This is a genomic window from Microcoleus sp. (assembly GCF_049646505.1).
Taxonomy (GTDB): domain Bacteria; phylum Cyanobacteriota; class Cyanobacteriia; order Cyanobacteriales; family Microcoleaceae; genus Microcoleus.
The window spans coordinates 1-18,185 of sequence record NZ_JBARVX010000342.1 but is presented as its reverse complement, the minus strand read 5'-3'; the positions used below and the strand labels follow the sequence as shown (position 1 = coordinate 18,185).

Here is an 18,185-nt window from a genome sequence, read left to right as displayed (position 1 = left end):
ACTCCCCCTACATTGTGACAGGCCACACAGCCAGCGATCGCGCCGAAACACTCCTCTACAACCTGATTCGCGGTAGCGGTGCCGACGGACTTTCCGCCCTCACCTGGACGCGCCCCATTGCCGATTTGAGATTGGAAAATTCCGAGGAAAATCCCAACTCCCAAATATCGGCCGATTTTCGATTGGTTCGTCCCTTGCTCGAAATCACCCGATCGCAAACCGGGCAATTTTGTCAAGAGCAAAAACTGCCAGTTTGGGAAGATTCCACAAATCAAGACTTAAAATATGCCCGCAACCGCATTCGATCGGAATTATTGCCTTATTTAGAAACTCATTTCAACCCAAAAGCCCAACAGGCGATCGCCCAAACAGCCGAACTCCTCCGCGCCGATGTCGAATATCTCGAACTTGCAGCCAGCGACTTGCTACAGCTAGCAATCTGTCCCATTGCAGACAGCGATCCGGTGCAATTTCAACTGCCCGTCAAGTTAAACCGCCCGATTTTGCGAGAAGCACCCCTAGCGTTGCAGCGACGGGCTATGCGACAGCTACTGCAACAAATATTACCCTCAGCGCCCAGCTTTGACAGCGTAGAAAAACTCACCAGCTTAATCGCAGCGCCCAACCGATCGCAAACCGATCCGTTTCCAGGAGGAGCGATCGCCCGAGTTGAAAAACCTTGGATAATTTTAGATATTTAATTTTCAGCCGTCATGAAACCCGAAAGAACTTCTCGCAGATCCGAAGCTACCCGATCTTGCTCCTCCCCAGTCTGCTGCACGCGATCGAGTTCTTCCCCCACCGCTTCCAGCTTGAGGCGCAGCCCGCTCAAATTGTCCTGCACCGGTTGCAACATTTCTTGATAAACATTCACCCGGCCCCAGAGTTCCGCCACAGCACCTTTCTGATTGAACAAATTCTGCTCTAACTGCTTTAGTTCGTAACGTTTCGACTCACTTGCCACATTTTGGCGGTTGACATTTTCCTCAATTTGAGATATCGCCTGCTGCACCTGCTGAATTTCATTTTCCAGCCTTTGCAATTCTTGGCTTTGCTGCTGGCGCACAGAATTGATCTGTGCCGCGAGCGGTTCCCAATCAATATCTTCGGGAGCTTGTTTTGGAGCATTAGCAGTACCCAATCTGCGCCACAGCACCCCCTGATGCTGCTTTAAAAAATCTTCCCGTTCCTGCAAGCGGAGCCGCTGTCCCACCAGAGTTTCGTTCAACATCTGATAACTTTCGAGCTCATCGGCCATTTGATTTTCCAAAGCCATGCGATCGTACTCGGAAGCCGCTTGAATTTTCGCTTGCAGCTCCTCAATAGTCTCCCGCTGGAGAGTCAACTCCTCCTCTTGATCGTTAACAAAGCGGAACACCTTTTCCAAATCCTGTTCCAGGTTTTGCACCAGCCCCTGCAACTCCTCAACCGGCATCTTTTCCAGAGCAGACACATCTACTGTCTGCTCGGTACCCCCAGCACCCGCAGCAGACGCGAGCTTAGAAAATTGCTGGTACATATCCTCAACAGCCCTCACCTGCAAAGACATCGACTGAGCCTGCTCCTGGTTAGCGCTGAGGGTACTTTGCTGCCCTTGAAGATCCGCCCTAGCCCCGGCCAAAGCATCTTGAGATTGATACCACTCCAGCCAGCGGTTTTGGAGGCTCTGAAGTTGCGCGTCCACCTCTGCCTGCTGCTGCTGAGCATTTGCCCGTTTTTGCTCCAACTGCTGCCAGTGCAAATCCAAAATTGCCTGCTGAGCCCCCACAGCACCCAAAGACTGATTAAGTTGTTCCCGCACCCCCCCGGCCGAAGAAATTGCCCCTCCCAGCTTGTTCATCAACTCCTGAATCCTCAGCGCCTGCTCCTCGTCAATCGCAGCCCCCTGCGGAATCTGAGACTGCTGAGTCGCCACCTGCTGCTGTTCGCCCCGCAACTGTTCCCAAGCCGTCTCAATTTCCACCCGGCTGCTGGCGACCTCATCCCGCAGTCGGTTAGCTTCATCGCGAGTATTTTCAATTTCCGAGCGCTGAGCCTCCAGCCGCTCCAACTCCTCTTCCATTTGAGCCAACTGCTCTTCGCGGGCTTGCATTTCCATTTCCCGGCGATTGAGCTCCTGACTCGAAAACGTCAGAGAAGCCTTCCACTGTTCAATTTCCTCTTCCTTATCCTTAAACTTGTCCTGCAAGCGCGAAAAATTTTGCAGAATGCTAACCAACTGGCGGGCCGCCTCCTGAATCCGCTGCACTTGCTTGCTAGCGCTCAACTCCACCAGCACCAGGGTGCCGTCGTTAAACTTATTAGCTTCCTCAACTGGAATCGCGTCATCGCCCGGTACAGCGCTCCAATTGTGTTCGCCCCGCTGACAAGCTAGCAGTTTCAGTTCAGCCTTACCGCCACCGAGACCAAAGCCGCTTCTCTGTTTTTGTACTTCTGCTAGATACAGCACACTAATAGTCCTCTGCTTCGTAAAACCTATCCAAACTTACTTTAAGCTACTTAAAGACCGAAAATATAAGTCGTCTTTAGTGTCGTTTTCCCAATTCGGGGATAGCATCCTTTCCCAACTCTCTCGATCGATCGCCCGCAGCACTATACTCCCCTGCAGTGCATCCAAAAAGCACTGCCGCCGCCCGCTTTCTGGACGAAAGGGAGATCGGTATCAATGCCGCTTGATTAAAGACTAGCAAAACTGCGGGAATTCTCACAGATCGAAACCGAAAAAGGTCAGTTTTTCGATTTTAGATTAAAGAATTGGATAACGAGAGATTTAAGCTGTTGTGCAAATAAACATTGTATATTGCAAAAATTCCCAAATCCTGCAATCTTTTCCCCTTCCACCTCTGGGACTCTCTCCCGCTCAATCGCTACCAACAATCTAGATGCAGTACAGCTTACTTGCAGCATTGCACCTGGGATCGGGAACTAAAGTCTCAAATTTGGGAATCGCCACTGGTGATAGCCAGCAACTTGTATCCCATTATTTTCGATCGGTCAATTGCGGCATTGAAAATGTGAGAGTTGAGAGTTGAGATTTGAGATGCACTCGACAGACTAATCTGGGAGCTGGAAGTTTCTGCTAAAATTTGTGGCTCGCCACGACAGGAGTACGCGGGACTGTACCGGTTTTTGGGCGGTGTCAGTCAAAAACTGTCTGTTGATTGTACCAAGCTTTAGTTGCCGATCGATCGCGATCTCCTCCCGGTTGCCCAAAGCAAGCTTCCAAAGCCGGCGGACTAGGGATTTGAACCGTGCTGTCATAGAATAGTGGAATGACGCGAGCCTGTGACTGAGCTGCGGGCGAGCCAAAAGATCGATCGACAGTCTGGATTTTCCTCACAGTTGCCCACAAATGTTCATACTTGACGGCACACAATTTTGGGGTTTAAAACAGAACTCAAGCAAACAGATAGACAGCGCAGGGCAAACATCAAAAGTCTTGCACTCCCAAACTTGAACCAGTCGGAAATGCCAGCGTTACCAGCTCCCCAAGCCCGTACAATTGTGCGATGTGGCTTTTGCGAGTTTAGGCAACAGTTGGCATAGAAGGTGAAACTATACAGCGGGAGAATGTCGCGAGTTTCGCGGTTTCAGGTTGTGGACTCGTAGCGCTGCCAACTCGCCCGCGGCTTGTCGCGATCTTGTTCGTCAATTCCCAATTGTACGATCGTCAGCATCAGCGCGCGAACGATCGCAGAAACTCAAGTCAATCTTCGGGCCGGCACACAGTCTTTCCGAGCTCAGACGCCAACGGTTTTAAAGAGGATACTTTAGCTGCATGCAGGGAAATTTGAGTGAAATTGACATCCGCAGCATCCTGCAATTGATAGAGTTAGGTCAGCGAACCGGAGAACTGTTCGTAGAGACCTACAGTTCCACCGGCAGCAGCACGGGTACTCAACCTACCCAGCGCTCCCTTGCAGGACAATCCTGGTATGTCTTCTGCTTCAACGGTCAGATTATTTACGCTACTCAGAGTGCGGGCAGTCTGTTTCGCTTGCGCGACTACCTGCGCCGCTACAAAGCAGACACAGCCCTAGACAAAATCCAAGTTCCCTATATGGCATCTACCAATGCCCCAGAATACGGCTACCTGTGGGTATTGCTAGAAAACCACATCCTCACGCCAGCTCAAGGGCGCAACATCATCCACAGCATGATCCACGAAACCCTGTTTGACTTGCTCAGCCTCCATCAGGGTTCCTTCACTTTTGAAATGGGGTCAGCACTAGCACCCCAACTCACCAGCTTAGAAATTAGCTCCCTGCTAGCGAAGATTGTCAAACAGGTGCAGCAGTGGAAGCAGTTTCACCCCCACATTCAGTCGCCCAACCAATGCCCGGTCATTTCAGACCCCGCCGAGCTGCAAGTCGCGCTACCTGTCAATACCTTTAATACTCTCAGACGCTGGGCCGACGGCCACACTTCGATCCGCCAAATGGCGCGCTACCTCAACCGAGACGTGTTGACTGTCGCTAAGGCAATTTATCCCTTTGTCCAGCAGGGATTGGTGCAAGTATTTTACGAGCCATCTGTGCCGCCCGCCAACGACCCCAAAGAATGGTCGTCTCCAGAAACGAAGATCAAAAAAGTTGTCTGCATTGACGACGACAATGTGATTCGCAAAACAGTCGAGTCAATTTTAAACGAACACGGTTACGAAGCTACTGCCATCGGCAATCCCCTGCAAGCCCTGAGTTTGGTTTTTCAACTCAAACCCGATTTAATTCTGTGCGACATCGCCATGCCGGAACTCGACGGCTACGAAGTTTGCGCTATGCTCCGCAATTCTACCGCTTTCCGGCAAACGCCGATCGTCATGCTCACAGGGATCGACGGATTTATCGATCGCGTTAAAGCCCGCATGGCCGGAGCTACAGACTTCTACACCAAACCTTTTGGCGAAAGCGAATTATTAATGCTGGTAGAAAAATATGTCGGCCCTGGCTACCCTCGGGCGAATCAATCGGCAAAATTATCGGGTCGAGTGCTCCAAAACGAACTAGAAGAACCATAAATCAGCGCGCCCGCCCGTGCCCGACCAAACTCTGTTCAAATTCTCGATTGGTGTCTGGTCTAACACGCTCAAAGTACAAATATCATGTATTTGTTCTCGACGGGCTGGTCGCTTTGAAAAACCGAGAGGCACAGCTTGCTCACGGCTAGACTTGGCTGGGCATTTCTGTAGAAACTCCGAAAGTGCCGTCTCAATCTTAACTGGCGGAAGCTGTCGATCGGAGCATCTGTGTCGGAAAGCAGCCAAGCTAGAAATTGGAGACAGTTCGGCTTGAGACAGTTCGGCTTGAGACAAGAGGAAAGAGGAAGAAAGAAGGAGTCATTCGATTTGAGATTTGAGATTTGAGATTTTAGATGCTCCCGATTGACCCCACGACTCAATTCGGGGGTTCTTCTGATTTGAGATTCCAGATGCTCCCGATTGATTCGACGGATCGAGCCGGAGGCGGGTATCATCAATAAATTCGCTGTGCTAAGATTTGCTCGAACTGCGATAGAAAACAAGATCTGCCACTTCAAACAAGCAATTGGATTGTCTCAATTGTGGCGTTTCTGTAGTTCGGGATTTAAATTCCAGTATAAATTAATATTTTGAATTGGGAAACCAGCAGGCGCAGCCAGGGCGAACTGCCTACTTATCTTGGGATAGCCGACTGCCCAACAGCGCTGTCAGTAAATATTAATTAGCTTAAGTTTGAGTAAGTTTTAGGAATCAGTAAAAAGTGCAGCTTGAGGGTGCAAAATTAATTGTTAGCAGTCGATTTCAACCAATTTGTCAGCAAACTAAGCGCGAACAATCATCGATCGCGCCCTAAATTATGGACGGTAGCACATCTATTGCCAAGGACTTCCGGCCGGCTCGCCATTTACACCTTGGCTGTGTCAAGCTTGGCTGTGTCAAGCTTGGCCGTGTCAAGTTTGGCCGTGTCGTCGAAGTTTTGCTGGTGCGCTCTCGCTCGGCGGTAAACCTTAAAAATTTGCTAGAAATGCAGGTGTCAGAATTATGATTAGTGGCAGCCCAGACTTTATATTACCAGGACAAAGCATCGATCAGGCTCCGGAATTCCAAGAACTAGAAACTCCCGAAGGCGAGCTGCACCTGCGGTTCTACGTTCCTTCGGGGAACGAGTTCGCACTGCCGGCGATCGGGATTAGAGAGGTACTATCCCCCTCCCCAGACCGCATGACACCGATCCCTAACGTTTCCTCTTTGCTTTTAGGTACGCTAAACATGAGAGGACGAGTGATTTGGGTGGCGGATCTGGGCCAATTTTTGGGAGACCAAACACCTCTCAACACAGACAGGCCCGAAATCCCGATCGTGGCTGTGGAAGACCAAGACACGATTTTGGGGCTGGCGGTCGATCGAATTGTAGGGATGGACTGGCTCGACGTAGAGCAACTGCACTCCCACAACAATGCACCAGACGGCATGATTCCATTTCTGAGGGGAGAATGGATGTTAGGTACACAAGCGACTAATGTGCTCCGACTGCTAGATCAAGTGAAAATTCTGCGCTCAGCGCGGTGGGCAGCGTGAAATCGATTTTAGATTGGCGATTTGCGATTGGCGATTGGAACTTAACCATTAACAGTCACACGACTTGAGGCGCGCATCTAAAAATTCGAGATAAAAATCTAAAATCAAAAATCAAAAATCTCAAATCAAAAGAGGGCGGCAAATGACAGCAAGTACCAACTTTCAGCAGGACTACCAACGGGCAGAAGCGGCCTACATGGATGGCAACTATCCAGAAGCCGCAGCCCTAGTTTATCAATTAGTAGAGGATTTTCCCGAAGACCCCAGCGCTCGCCTGCTGTGCGGACACATCTACTGCTACGGACTGCAACAGTACGAGGTGGCGCGGGAACAGTACACGGTGGTGTTAGGCCTGAGTGACGACCCGAGTTTGGTCGAACACGCTCACAGCGGAATTACCTACACAGACCAATTTTTGTCAGGAGAACTGCACACGGAAAATTTAGAAGCTTTGTCAGCTCAAACTGAATTGGAATTCTACCCAGACTTATCTGTCGATGAAGGGTTAGAAGAGCCGGATGCGGGACTTTTTCAAAGAGATTCCGCCGCATCGGACTCAATCGCCGATCGATCGCCAGACGACCTCGAAAATCTCGACTTGGCAGACTTGGACATGGGCGGCTTGGAGTGGGAACCACAAGACCAAGCCGCAGACCATCAAAAAGATTTAACTTCGGATTCTAACCCCTTTACTGGCGACAGCGGCGGGATGGCAGCTTATGCTGATGCGTCGGAGCCGCTAGACATAGACGAGTTTGCCGATTCGGACTTTGGAGATCCTTTTGCCTTAGATGAGGGTTTCTTTGATGCTGGCTTGTCGGGCGACAAAGTGTCTGCCAAACAGGAACCTGATTCAGCAGATTTGTTTTCAGAAGCCCCGACTCAAATCAACGGTCAAAGTTTCGCCTCTTCGGAAATCGAGAATTCCTTTGACTCGAACCAGCTCGACTCCCGCACTCCCGCGTCGGACAATTTTGGCGAACCTTTTGGTGCGCTAGATTTGCCAGACGAACTAGAGGATTTCTCCGACTACGACTACCAAACCCCGCCGACAAGCGGCTCGGAGCGCAGTCAGAATCTACCCCCGTCCGCGGCAGACCCCTTTGCCGAGCAGATACCCTCGGGTTTCGGGTCTTCTCGACCTCCAAACCAGCCGAACAGCAACTCGGACTACTCGTCAAACTATTCGCTGGCGGAAGACGAAACGCTGCTGATGGGAGGTGCAGTCCCTAGCTCTCAAAGTCAAAGATCGAGCCGGGAAAATTTTAATTCGGCAGATATATCTTCCTCTAACAGTAACGGTTACGGCGACTCGACCCCCCCGGCATTCGGTTCGATCGACAGTTTCGAGCTAGACGCTTTTGATGATGACGCTTTCAGCGATGCTTTCTCTCTCGACGAAAACGAGCAAGCGACAGCTTTCGGGGCGGCGGGCGTTCCCAGCAGCGACTGGTCGTCAAAAACTGGGAACTCTCCAGAACAAAGCGACTTTTTAGACGAATTTGACGAGTTCGACGATTTGGGCAATTTGCCGGATTTTGACATCTCAGAAGATGCCAGCAGTTCGATCCTGACTCGAGGCAACACCAATTTCGGCAACTCGACCAGCGGCATGATGGGGACGACGGGCAGCAGCCTGGACTTTGACAGCAGCGACGGCTCGGCAATTCGAGACGACGAGATATTTAGCATGAGCGGCCCGGCTGATGCGTCGGTGCCGACTTTTGCTCCGACAGAAACAGAAGCGCTCGATACCTCGGTGACTGTAGAACAGGGGGGGCTGGCTTTCTTGGAAAATGCCCCTTTGGTTACAAAACATTTGTACACGGCGATCGGTGCCGGACTGGTTTCTCTAATAGCTGTGGCTTTCGTCACTAACATTGCTTCCTATCAAGCTCTGCGGCAAGACAAGCCGGAGGCGATCGTCTACCTGCGACAAACAGGCTGGGTAATGACTGCAGCAGCAGGTATTACCAGCTTTTTAACTTCTTGGGGCATCGGCTACTCGATCGCCAAGCAGGTAGGCAAGTCCTCGGACAATTTGCAAGCTCAGTTCGACGCTGTATCTCAAGGAACATTGGACGCTCGCGCTACGATTTATTCCGAGGATGAGTTTGGCAAAATGGCTGCCAAATTCAACCACATGGCGAAGGTGATCCAAACCACGATTAGCGATACCAGGCGCAAGTCTGACGAACAGGAACAGGCAAAAGAAGACTTGCAGCGCCAAGTGATTCGCTTGCTAGACGACGTGGAAGGAGCTGCCAGGGGTGACTTGACGGTGACTGCGGAGGTAACAGCCGACGTTTTGGGCGCTGTTGCTGACTCGTTTAACTTGACAATTCAAAATTTGCGCGAAATCGTCCATCAGGTGAAGCAGGCGGCTCGCGAGGTCAGCAAGGGCGCTACGGATAGTGCCAAGTTTGCGGGCGATTTGTCTTCCGACGCGCTGCGGCAGGCTGAGGAACTGGCGGCGACGCTCAATTCGGTGCAAGTCCTCACCGATGCGATTCAGCGGGTCGCAGAGAGCGCTAGAGAGGCGGAAGAAGTGGCTCGGGGCGCGGCGGCAACGGCTCTGAAAGGGGGCGAGGCTGTGGAGCGGACGGTGGCCGGGATTTTGGAAATTCGCGAAACGGTAGCAGAAACAACGAGAAAAGTCAAGCGGTTGGCGGAAGCTTCTCAGGAAATTTCTAAGATTGTGGCTCTGATTGCTACTATTGCCTCCCGGACTAATTTGTTGGCCCTTAACGCTAGTATTGAGGCGGCGAGGGCTGGGGAAGCGGGAAGGGGTTTTGCAATTGTGGCGGATGAGGTGCGACAGTTGGCAGATCGATCGGCTAAATCTTTGAAAGAAATTGAGCAGATTGTGATGCAAATTCAAAGCGAAACCGGCGCTGTGATGACGGCGATGGAAGAGGGGACGCAGCAGGTGATTGAGGGGACAAGATTGGCAGAACAGGCGAAGCGATCGCTAGAAGATATTATTCAGGTAACTAATCGAATTGACGTGTTAGTGCGATCGATTACGGCGGACACTGTAGAACAGAATGAAACAGCTCGCTCGGTCGCCTCGGTGATGCAAGCAGTCGAGCTAACTGCTCAGGAAACGTCTCAAGAAGCGCAGCGAGTTTCGGGTGCTTTGCAAAATTTGGTAGGTGTTGCTCGCGACCTTTTGACATCAGTAGAAAGGTTCCGAGTAGAAACAGCAGAAAGACAATAATTGATTGTCTAATGCTTTTTTTACTTCCTGATTTGCAAACACATTACTGTGGATCTGATGACAGATAAAAAGCAACCTCGCAGTCTTGAAACCGCTGCGGGGCTGACAATTCAGCAGCCAAACAAACTAGGAGTTGCACAGATGGACGATAACATAGTAGAGGTAATTCCTGGCATATTTGGCGAAGTTCATCTGACTGGCTGTATTATCTCTACCCTAACCAAATCTAGCAGCGGCTATGCCAACAAAAGAATTCGCATTAACGGTGAATGGAAAACGTTTACTGTTCACCGTTTAGTATTAGAAAATAGCTTAGGTCGTCCGATTAGACCCGAATACTTTGCTTGCCACACTTGCGACGTTCGCAACTGCATTAATCCTAATCATTTATGGGAAGGTTCTCGACTGGAAAATTCTCAAGATAGGTTTAGAAAAGGGCGAATTAAAGATGTAGGAAGCACATCGGCTCCTAAACCTCAAAAACAACTGCGAGGCATAGAAGTAATTCCTGGAATTCGGGCGGAAATACAGCCGAACGGCTGCATGATTTGTACCTTGGCGAAAAGAAGTGATGGTTACGCCATTAAGGGTACTAAAGTTAATGGCAAAACAAAAAGTTTTTATCCTCACAGACTGGTACTGGAACATAAACTGGGAAGATCGATCAAACCGGGTTATTTTGCCTGTCACAGTTGCGACGATCGCGGTTGTGTCAATCCCGACCATTTGTGGGAAGGAACTCCCGCCGATAACTCCCGCGATGCTATAAAAAAGAACCGCTTTCCTTTCGTTCCTGGCAAGATAGGCCCTAACCGCAAACTGAAACCCGAACAGGTGCAGCAGATTCGCTATCTTTTAAGTGAGGGGATGTCGAAAGCAGAAATAGCCAGGACATTTGCCATATCTCGCAGTCAGATTATTCTCTTGGCAAGGGGCGAGATATACAGAGAGCTTCTCTAAAACTACTAACATAGACCCAATACAATAACACTTAAAATCAGGAATAAAACTATGCTGCCGGAGCAACAACAGAGGATCATGGGCTACTTTATTGAGGAGGCAAAAGACCACCTCAATACGATCGAACAAGGTTTGCTGAACTTGCAGGCGACGATCGAAGACCCAGAACTGGTCAACGAAGTATTTAGGGCCGCCCACTCTGTTAAGGGAGGAGCCGCAATGTTGGGGCTCACCAGCATTCAGCAAACAGCTCACCGACTAGAGGATAGTTTTAAGGTTTTAAAAGAGTGCAGCGTCAAGGTAGACCAACAGCTAGAATCTCTGTTCCTGCGAATTTTTGACACGCTGCAAGGATTGTTGGAGCAACTGTCGGGGCCTTTTGGGCTCACCGAAGAAATCGGCGAACAGATGGTTCGAGAGTTGGAACCGGTGTTTGAAGAACTCAACGGGCATTTGGGGGGACTTGTCGGACATTCGGGACATGATGCAGATGAGAGCAGTCCGCTGCCGTTACCTCAAGCGGTTATGGCGGGGACGGGAGTCGGGGCACCGGGATCGGAGAAGAGTTTTGCGGGTTCGGGGGCGGTTTACGGATTTGATTCGAGAGAAACCGAGGACAGTGCTCTGCAGTTGGTGTTTGACTCGGATGTACCCGCGAGAATGCGGGAAATGCTGCAAGAGTTCAAACAGCCAGAGGGGCAAGAAAGCAGGCGGCAGCTCAAAAATATTTGTCGGAACTTGAGAATGGCGGGGGAGGAATTTGAACTGCCGGCCTGGATAGAGTTGATGTCTGTGGTGTCTGAGGCGATCGCCAATCCGGAAAATACTTACCGGGTTTTGGCTCCAACGGTGATTAAGGATATTAAACAAGCGCAGGAATTGGTGCTTTCGGGATTGTCTGAGTCGATCGCGCCGAGCGAAAAACTGCTGTCGCTGGTGCCGGCGGCTCTGGTTCGGGAGACAGATTTTGAGGATTTGCTGGCATTCGCTCAACCGGGTACTTCGGGGGCAAATTTGGTTTCTGCTGGAGATGCTGCTTGGGAGCGGACGGGGTTCGGCGATTCAGACGCAGAAGAACAAATGCTGCCAACTGTTTCAGGGTTGAATATAGATGAGCTGTTCGACCAATTTGATACCGGGGAAGGCAGTGATTTCGGTGAAGGTCGATCGCCGCAGTTCGATGATTCTCCTGGGTTCGGAGAGTCGGATCTAGATACGGGTTCTTTTAGAATTTCTACTCGCACCGGCCCGGAAGTAGGGGCGGCGGAACTCAATACCTTGGCTGATTTGTTTGATGGGGAGTCTCCGGATCTTGACGGTGCTTGGGAGGAAGAAGAAGACTTGGATTACGGGCTGTCTTCTAGAACGACAACGGAGGGAATGCTGGGTTCGGATGATGATGACAATTCGGGCGATTTTACTGATTTGTGGCTTGAGGAAGGCGCTGCGGGAGATTTGAAGGTTGGTGCTGCAGGTTCGATGGATGACCTTAACAGTTTGTTTGGGGAAGATTTGGTCTGGGGCGAGTCTGACGGAAGCGGCCCCGCTGCGGGTCTGGAAAATGGGGATTTGAGCCAGGGGCTGGTTTCCGAGCAGTTTGAAGCAAGTGGAAGCAGCGGTTTGGGTCAGCGGGAGGATACTGTTGGCAGAGCAGGGGAGCAAGCGGAAGAGGATGCTCTAGGTACGCTTTTGGATGAGGTGGCGGCTCAAAGTTCTCTGGATGTTGCCCAGAACGCTGATTTGGATGATTTGTTTGGCGCTCTGGATGTTGCTCCGGCGGGCGGGCGATCGGTACCGACGGGGGATGCTGTTGGTGCTGAGGTTTTTGAGGCAGGGTCGATCGATGATTCGGGGAATGTTCAGATGTTGGCTGTAGCTGCTTCTGCGGATGACTTTGATTTGGTCGATTCTGGGGGAGCGGATGCGGATTTGAGCGAGCTGTTGAGTATTAGTTCTGGTTACTTTGGTTCTGAAGGTGAAACTGGGGAGAGTGAGGGCGATGGATTTATGAGCAATGCAGGCTTGCCAGAAAATCAGGAAGTTGGCGAAGTTTTCGATCTAACTTCAAGTCTTGATTTGGATGTTTCTGAGGATGGAAATTGGCTGGAAGATGCTTTTGGTTTGGAGGATGAATTGATGCCGGCAGCAAGCTTAGATATGGATGATACAGATTTGGATGCGCTGTTTGGAGAAGTTGGAGAAGATTTGATTTCTGGGGATGAGGAGGATCGGGCCGATCGGTCTGCGGGGACGGTTACTTCCCAGGAGGCGGCGGATTTGGCGGAGCTGTTTGGTTCTGTACCTACGGGTACTGAGTATGACGGGGAAGCTTCGGGGCAGGTTCGCCCAGATGGAGTGAGTTTGGATGGAGATGCAGCACAATTGCTGGGTGCGGATCTAGCAGCTTCTGAGGGCGGGTTGGCGATCGGGTTTTCCGACAGTGAGGAGGCCCTGGACGATCCGGATTTGGCGGATTTTGCCTTGGTTGAGTTTGGGGCGATATCCGATAATCATCCTCGCGATGTTTCAAGTTTGGAGCCTGATGGGGATGGCACCTTTGATTTGTTGGAGGATATGTTTGGCGAGGAAGTGTTGATGCCGGCGGATGCTGAACCATTTCTCGATGAGGATGCTGTTTTAGCTTTACAGGAGTTTTCGGCCGAACCGACGGAGGATTTGTTTGATTCTGCTGGTGCAGATTTGTTGGATGTATCTGAAACTTTGGCCGCAGGAGAGTCTAGCGGTGAGGATGATTTATTTGATGCTCTGGAAAGGGATTTTGGGAGTGCGGATTTAGAGGAACTCTCGCCAGATCCTATCTCAGCTATGTTTGAGGGCGATGCTGATTTGTTGGCGGCTCTGGAAACTGGGGCGACTCTCAATACTCAGGAGTTGGAAGGTTTTGATGATTTGCTCGATTCGATGGATGCCGGGCCTTTGGTGACTTCGGAACTGACAAGCGGGTTGTGGGACACTGATGACGAATCGGATGCTGTGAATTCTTCGGAGTTGGAAGACGAGTCGCTGGCGGACTTTTTTGGCGGTGCTGAATCGGACAGCGAAGATGCTGAAGACAATTTTGATGATTTAGAAGCGCTGTTGATTGCAGGGGGTGCTGGGGCTGCTGCTTCAGCCTCTGGGGGGACAAATCAGAGTCCGGTAAACACGGAGGTTTTTTCGGATCTTGAGGAACTTCTCAGCGAGACCGCTACTATGCCGGAAATTCCTGCCGGCTTAGCAGCTTCTGCAAGTGTGGCTCCGCCCGCTGCCTCAGCAGCCAGCGACGACGAATTTGGCGATTTGGAAAAATTGCTGGAAGATTCCAAGGACGGGGGCAGCCGCCAAGGGGAAGGCAATATCGGGCCGTCGGCGATTAACAGACCCAGGCGGAATGCTCGGGCCGGCGGGTTCGGCGACCACACGATGCGGGTGCCGGTCAAGCAGTTGGATAACCTCAGCAACTTGATGGGGGAACTGGTTGTCAACCGCAACAGTTTGGAGCAAGACCAGGAACGGATGCGGCAGTTTTTGGACAATTTGCTGCACCAGGTGACGCTGCTGAGCGATGTCAGCCAGCGGACTCAGGATTTCTACGAGCGGAGTCTTTTGGAGATTGCTTTGCTGGCCAACCGTCAGGGAAACCGATCGTCCTCGTCGCCTTGGCGCTCGGAGGAGGCCGCTCAGCACCGGGAAGGTGCCTGGAGACCGGAGGAAATGGACAGGTTTACTCCTTTCCACAGTTTGGCTCAGGAGATTATTGAGCTGATCGTGCGGGTGCGGGAGTCGGCGGCGGATATTGAGTTTTTGGTGGATGAAGCGGATCAGGTGACTCGCCAATTGCGACAAGTCACGACTCAGTTGCAAGAGGGTTTGACTCGGGCCCGGATGAAGCCGTTTGCTGAGACGACGGACAGGTTGTTCCGGGCGGTGCGGGAAATTGCGATTAAGTGCGGGAAGCAGGCTCAGTTGCAGGTTGAGGGTAAGGATATTTTGATCGACAAGATGATTGTGGATCAGCTTTATGACCCGATGACTCATTTGGTGAACAATGCGATTACTCACGGGATCGAGCCGCCGGAGGTGCGGATGGCGGCCGGGAAACCAGGGGTGGGCAGGATTACGATTCGGGCTTTTCACCAAGGAAATCAAACGGTGATTTCGGTTTCTGATGATGGGGCGGGAATTGACCCGCAAAAAGTGAAGGCTAAGGCGATTAAGCAGGGTTTGTTGACGGCGGCTCAGGCTCAGAGAATGTCGCGCTCGGAGGTGTACGATTTGCTGTTTATGCCTGGTTTTAGCACTCAGGAACAGGCGACGGAGTATGCCGGCCGCGGGGTTGGGATGGATGTGGTTCGGACTTCTTTGCAGGAGATTCGGGGGGTTGTGGCGATCGATTCGACGATCGGCAAGGGGACTGTATTCACCATCCGTTTGCCGCTGGTGTTGAGTATTTCTAAGGCTCTGACTTGCATTAGCGATCGGGCTCGGATTGCTTTCCCGATGGATGGGGTGGAGGACATGATCGATGTGCCCCGCGATCAGGTGACGGCGGGGGCGGATGGTTTACCCTGCATTGAGTGGCGGGGTTCGATTTTGCCGTTCCGGCCGCTGCGGGATTTACTCGCTTACAACCGCCATTTGGGTCGGGGCAGTGTTTACGGGTTTAATACTGACGATGACATGATTTCGGTGATCGTGCTGCGGTCTGGCGGCAGTTTCCTGGCGGTGCAGGTGGATCAGGTTTCGACGGAACAGGAAATTGTGATCAAGCAGTTGGAGGGGCCTGTGCCGAAGCCGATCGGGATTGCGGGTGCTACGGTACTGGGGGACGGTCGGATTGTGGCAATTGCGGACGTTCTGGAGCTGATCGATTTGGCTACCGGCAGGCTGCGGAAGGAAGCTGGCGGTACGCTTTGGGATGAGAGCGATCGGGCCACTAAGGAGGCGGAGGTTGAGAAGACTGAGCCTACTGTGCTGATTGTGGATGATTCGATTACGGTACGATCGCTCTTGTCGATTACTTTTGAGAAAGCCGGCTACCGGGTTGAAGAAGCTCGCGACGGTAAGGAGGCTTGGGAAAAGATGAAGTCTGGCCTGCCTTGCGATCTCGTGTTTTGCGATATTGAGATGCCGCGCATGGACGGTTTGGAGCTGCTTTCTCGGATGCAGAAAGATACGGTTTTGTGCGAATTGCCGATCGCGATGTTGACTTCTCGCGGTGCTGACAGACACCGCCAAATGGCTTACGGTTTGGGCGCGAATGGCTATTTCACCAAGCCTTATTTGGAGGAGCAGTTGCTTGATGCTGCTTCTCGGATGTTGAAGGGTGAGGTTGTTGGTGCTCCGGCTATGGCTTAGGCGGGTGATGTTTGAAAATGTACAATTCCTGTGAGGGCTAAACTCTCACAGGACTTTTGTGCGATCGATCGGGTTAATTAACTGCAATACTTGTAGGGGTAATATCGTTTCCAGTTGTATGGGAATGTTTTAACCGCAGAGAGCGCAGAGGGCACAGAGAGAGAAGATAGAGATGAATAATGACGATGCCATCGGAATTGTTTAAACAGTTAACAGTTAACAGTTAACATCACCTGATGCTGCAATCAAAATTGGTATTATATCCAAGAACAGGCGATTGAAAAAGTTACAAATCAAGCATAAATTTTTGAACGTGATATCAAATCCGGTAGAATCGGAATTACTCTAATCTCTATTCTCTCCCTCTGTGTCCTCTGTGTTCTCTGCGGTTAAAACATTCCGATGCAACCGGAAACGATATGACTGGTAGTTTAGATTAGTAAGTGGATGGATTATGAAAAAACGATTATTTTTGAAAGCGGGTCTAGCCACAGTAAGCATGGCATGGTTATCGTCCTGTTTGCCTGGAAAGTCAGATGTTATGGCCGCTTCTAAGGGTGTTTTTGAAATTACTAAAACTGAGGAAGAGTGGCGCAAGATTTTGACACCTGCACAGTTTGAGGTGTTGCGAAAACACGGCACTGAACGCTCTCACACTAGCATTCTCGATAAGCAATACGGGAAGGGAATTTATGCGTGTGCTGGGTGTAATTTGCCAGTTTTTTCGTCGCAAACCAAATTTGATAGCGGTACTGGTTGGCCAAGTTTTTATGAACCGATCGAAGGGGCGATCGGCACATCGGTAGATAATTCGCTGTTTGGGACTAGAATTGAGGTGCATTGTCATCGCTGCGGCGGGCATTTGGGTCACGTATTTGATGACGGCCCTGCACCTACTGGGAAACGCTACTGCATGAATGGTGTTGCTATGAAGTTTATTGCTGGCTGACGTTCTTTGACGGGTCATTCTGTGGTATGGAATCCGATAATCATCCATCCGCAAAACCGCTAGTGCAGGCGGATTCGCGCGGATGGTATAGTGATTTTTGGGACGTGAGGGCGATCGAGGTGATTTATGGATGCTGAAGAACTTTTAGCAAAATACGCAGCAGGACACCGCGACTTTCGTAAAGCACAGTTAAGTGAGGTAGACCTTAAAGGTGCTGACTTGAGTGGCATAAATCTAGACAATGCAAATCTTTCAGGTGCAAATTTGACTGAGGCAATTCTAACAGGGGTATATTTTCAGAGTACAAACCTCACTAAGGCATCGCTGATAGGTGCAAATTTGAGTGAGGCAATAGCTGGTTCAGCAAATCTCAGTTGGGCTGATTTAAGTGGTGCAAATTTGAGTAGATCGAATTTTAATAGTGCGATTTTGAGTAATGCCAACCTAGAGAAGGCAAATTTAACAGGAGCAAATTTAACTAGCGCTAAATTGATTTATACCAGACTAGACAATGCAAACTTAAATGGGGCTAATCTGAGTAGCGCTGATATGAGTGTAGCTTCTTTACATCGGGCAAGCCTAAATAGAGCAAATCTGAGCAAGGCAGACATGAATCAAGCTTACTTGGTTGAAGCAGACTTGACTCTAGCAAATCTGACAGAGGCAACACTCCAAAATGCAAAGTTTCAAGGCTCTAAACTCCAGAGATCCAATTTGTCTCAAGTTGATTTGTCAGGCATGAATTTGGCTGACTTAGATATTAAAGAAGCCTGTCTTCAAAGTGCAAAGCTAAAAAAAGCCGGTCTTGAAGGCGCAAACCTAGAGAAAGTAAATTTCAGATGGGCAAATTTGAGCAGGGCAAATCTAAATGAAGCAAACTTGAAAAGAGCAGACTTAACTGGCGCAATAACCTATGGCTGGAATATTGAAAATGCAGACTTCACTGGTGCTACAATGCCCGATGGAGAACTCTACCAGCCTGAAACCTCCGATGGAGAAATCTACCAGCCCGAAACCTCCGATAAATTATCCCAAAAAGTAACATCTATGACGCGCAAAATTATTCGTACTGACAAAGCACCGGCACCCGTCGGCCCTTACAATCAAGCGATCGCCGCTTCGGGCACTATGCTGTTTGTAGC

10 protein-coding genes are annotated in these 18,185 nt (G+C 50.5%); 8 read left to right on the top strand and 2 right to left on the bottom strand.

Annotated elements, in window-relative coordinates; all coding sequences use genetic code 11:
* A partial coding sequence (locus WBA89_RS17650) for a tRNA lysidine(34) synthetase (RefSeq protein WP_424408494.1) occupies window positions 1-701 on the top strand: 701 nt, incomplete at its 5' end.
* On the opposite strand, the gene hmpF is transcribed toward WBA89_RS17650, so the two are convergent.
* Together hmpF and WBA89_RS17640 are read right to left on the bottom strand one after the other, a co-directional pair.
* Entirely contained in the window at window positions 698-2,449 is a 1,752-nt protein-coding gene (gene hmpF / locus WBA89_RS17645; protein ID WP_424408492.1) for a pilus motility taxis protein HmpF, read from the bottom strand. The genes WBA89_RS17650 and hmpF overlap by 4 nt on opposite strands.
* 690 nt (window positions 2,450-3,139) lie before the next feature.
* Window positions 3,140-3,340 (bottom strand): hypothetical protein, encoded by a 201-nt coding sequence (locus tag WBA89_RS17640; RefSeq protein WP_424408490.1) that lies wholly within the window; start codon window positions 3,338-3,340, stop codon window positions 3,140-3,142.
* Between the two features lie 438 nt (window positions 3,341-3,778).
* On the opposite strand from WBA89_RS17640, the gene WBA89_RS17635 reads away from it, so the two are divergent.
* From WBA89_RS17635 to WBA89_RS17605, 7 genes are all read left to right on the top strand, one after another.
* On the top strand, window positions 3,779-5,017 hold the full coding sequence (locus WBA89_RS17635) for a response regulator (protein WP_424408488.1): 1,239 nt from the start codon (window positions 3,779-3,781) through the stop codon (window positions 5,015-5,017).
* 1,005 nt (window positions 5,018-6,022) lie between these two features.
* Window positions 6,023-6,556 (top strand): chemotaxis protein CheW, encoded by a 534-nt coding sequence (locus WBA89_RS17630; RefSeq protein WP_194062865.1) that lies wholly within the window; start codon window positions 6,023-6,025, stop codon window positions 6,554-6,556.
* A 142-nt stretch (window positions 6,557-6,698) separates the two neighbouring features.
* On the top strand, window positions 6,699-9,776 hold the full coding sequence (locus WBA89_RS17625; protein ID WP_424408486.1) for a methyl-accepting chemotaxis protein: 3,078 nt from the start codon (window positions 6,699-6,701) through the stop codon (window positions 9,774-9,776).
* Between the two features lie 57 nt (window positions 9,777-9,833).
* Window positions 9,834-10,736, top strand: a complete 903-nt coding sequence (locus tag WBA89_RS17620) for an HNH endonuclease (protein ID WP_424408484.1) — start codon at window positions 9,834-9,836, stop codon at window positions 10,734-10,736.
* 51 nt (window positions 10,737-10,787) lie between these two features.
* On the top strand, window positions 10,788-16,094 hold the full coding sequence (locus WBA89_RS17615; RefSeq protein WP_424408482.1) for a response regulator: 5,307 nt from the start codon (window positions 10,788-10,790) through the stop codon (window positions 16,092-16,094).
* A gap of 541 nt (window positions 16,095-16,635) precedes the next feature.
* Entirely contained in the window at window positions 16,636-17,043 is a 408-nt protein-coding gene (gene msrB, locus WBA89_RS17610) for a peptide-methionine (R)-S-oxide reductase MsrB (protein ID WP_424408480.1), read from the top strand.
* A gap of 126 nt (window positions 17,044-17,169) precedes the next feature.
* Window positions 17,170-18,185: pentapeptide repeat-containing protein (locus tag WBA89_RS17605; protein ID WP_424408478.1), on the top strand; the 1,016-nt coding region annotated here is incomplete at its 3' end.

Excerpts from the sequence above, each read along its gene's own strand:
- WBA89_RS17635 (WP_424408488.1), top strand. The coding sequence starts at position 3,779 with ATGCAGGGAAATTTGAGTGAAATTGACATCCGCAGCATCCTGCAATTG.
- WBA89_RS17615 (WP_424408482.1), top strand. The coding sequence starts at position 10,788 with ATGCTGCCGGAGCAACAACAGAGGATCATGGGCTACTTTATTGAGGAG.
- WBA89_RS17620 (WP_424408484.1), top strand. The coding sequence starts at position 9,834 with ATGACAGATAAAAAGCAACCTCGCAGTCTTGAAACCGCTGCGGGGCTG.
- msrB (WP_424408480.1), top strand. The coding sequence starts at position 16,636 with ATGGCCGCTTCTAAGGGTGTTTTTGAAATTACTAAAACTGAGGAAGAG.
- WBA89_RS17625 (WP_424408486.1), top strand. The coding sequence starts at position 6,699 with ATGACAGCAAGTACCAACTTTCAGCAGGACTACCAACGGGCAGAAGCG.